This is a genomic window from Wolbachia endosymbiont of Drosophila leontia (assembly GCF_028981785.1).
Taxonomy (GTDB): domain Bacteria; phylum Pseudomonadota; class Alphaproteobacteria; order Rickettsiales; family Anaplasmataceae; genus Wolbachia; species Wolbachia pipientis.
The window spans coordinates 1-2,017 of sequence record NZ_JAPQLK010000132.1; the positions used below are offsets into that span (position 1 = coordinate 1).

Annotated in this window: 2 protein-coding genes and 1 pseudogene; 1 reads left to right on the forward strand and 2 read right to left on the reverse strand. The window is 36.3% G+C overall.

Features of this window, described 5'->3' with window-relative positions; genetic code table 11:
* Positions 1-173 (reverse strand): transposase (locus OZD63_RS04565; RefSeq protein WP_275007795.1); only part of this gene is annotated, 173 nt, incomplete at its 3' end.
* A 49-nt stretch (positions 174-222) separates the two neighbouring features.
* Between OZD63_RS04565 and OZD63_RS04570 the strand changes: the two are divergent.
* Positions 223-768, forward strand: a pseudogene (locus tag OZD63_RS04570) (P44/Msp2 family outer membrane protein); the annotation flags it as partial.
* Positions 769-924: 156 nt separating this feature from the next.
* On the opposite strand, the gene prmC reads toward OZD63_RS04570, so the two are convergent.
* Complete coding sequence (gene prmC, locus OZD63_RS04575) at positions 925-1,764, reverse strand: peptide chain release factor N(5)-glutamine methyltransferase (protein ID WP_077188468.1); 840 nt, start codon at positions 1,762-1,764, stop codon at positions 925-927.
* Positions 1,765-2,017: the final 253 nt, after the last annotated feature.

Here is a 2,017-nt window from a genome sequence, read left to right on the forward strand (position 1 = left end):
TCTTTTGGCAGCATTCTCCACTGGCAGGCGCTTTTTAGGACATATAGCACTGCACAAAATACATCATACAAATCAAGTTTCCTTGGTTTTNTTTTCTTTCTGCTACTCTCCAGTATTGGTCTAATTTTTTCAAATTGTTCTTTACTTATATCGCTTGGATAGCTTTTTTGCATAGATATACCTCTTTCTTAACTATGCTTATTTTACCTCATATTTTCGAGATCCTTAACAGGTTCTAATATTGGTTTAGCAAGTAGTCAAATAACTGTTTCATACCTAAAGGACATTGGTAAGGATGCTGGTAAAAAAACTTGTATCTATAGTGCTACAGTTAATCATGACCAAATTGAAAACATGTCTCTAATGGCAAATGTTTATCATCATTGGAAGAGTGACCGTTTCTCTTTTTCTCCTTATGTTGGGGTTGGAGTCGGTGCAACAAGAATGACAATGTTTGAAAAATCGTCAATAAGACCCGCAGGTCAATTAAAAGCTGGCCTTGATTATCACATAAACGAAGATGTAAATATGCATATCGGATATAGAGGTTTTGGTGCTATTGGTGGTGTTATTGGTGATGGTCTTAAACTTACAACGGATGCGCTTGGAGAAATTATAGATGATCCTAATAACAGGGATAAAAAGAAGCTTGATGATCAGAGTAAACCAGCAAATGCAGCAAAAGAAGATATAAATATAGGTAATACATCGTTTTACACACACGGTATAGAGGCTGGCCTTACTTTCCACTTTGCCAGCAAAGCTTAAACATGTTGCCCTTTTAAAAAATGCATAAAACCGTTCCTGTCATCCTATGCCTTGACCATAGTAAATATAGATCCAAGTAGTCACGCTACTTGGATGACTAGCTAGAGGGTACTGGGATGACATAGGATAATATGGGATGAAGGAAGAAAACATTAGCTATGTTTTTTGCATAACAATGCACCTCTTCATTCCTGCCAAATCATGTACATATTCCTGAAAAGCTAATTTGTATGAGGGTATTATTTTGTCAATATCATTTTGATCTTCACCTATCTCCAATATTGCAAACCCATTTTTTTTAAGGCACTTTTTCAATATTGGAAAAATACTCAAGTAACAGTTTAAACCATCAATTCCACCATCAAGAGCAATTCTTGGCTCTTTTTGCACTTCGGCTTGTAAGTCTTTTAATTTGCTTCTTTTAATATATGGAGGATTGCTAATTATCAGATCAAATGAACCTCTGCACTCTGTCCATGAGCTTGGAAATATTTTGGCTCTGCTGAGAAGATCATGTTTCTTTGTGTTCTGATAGGCAACTTTGTATGCTTCCAAGCTTTTTTCAAAACCGATACCAACGGCATATTCATACTCACTAAGTACGGATATCAATAAACAACCTGTGCCTGTACCAAAATCTGCAATTTTTAGTCTCTGCTTTTTATTTGGGTAATATTTTAACACTGTTGAGATTAATGTTTCACTATCTGGTCTTGGATCCAAAACATGCTGGTTAACTATAAAATTTTTACTCCAGAACTCACGATTACCTATTATTTGCGATATTGGATATCTTTCCGCTCTTTTTTTTGTTAATTTCCAAAATAAAAGTTCTTTCTCCATCGGCACTTGATCAGCATGGTTCATAATTATGAATGATCTTTCCACTCCAAGTACGTGCTGCATGATGATTTCACAATCTAAATGTGGTGATTCAACTTTATGTGACGATAATAACTCCGATCCCTCTTGAATTAAAGTGCTGATTGTTTTCATTATTCTAAAAATATGTTCCTTTCAGCCAAGAATAGCAAGATGAGCTTCCAGTTTAGGGTAGCTGCACTAAATCCCGGTGTCAAGCACGCAGCTGTACGAACATTGCAATTTGCAGATCCAAGTAGCTTGACTACTTGGATCCAGCTAAGTTGGTGAGCATAAAAGTATAGCTTCTACGTCATGCCGCCGCGGCGCTAACAAGAGATCCCGCTAAGAACCTGTTTAAAATCTTCGTAATAGGAGAGAAATGAAG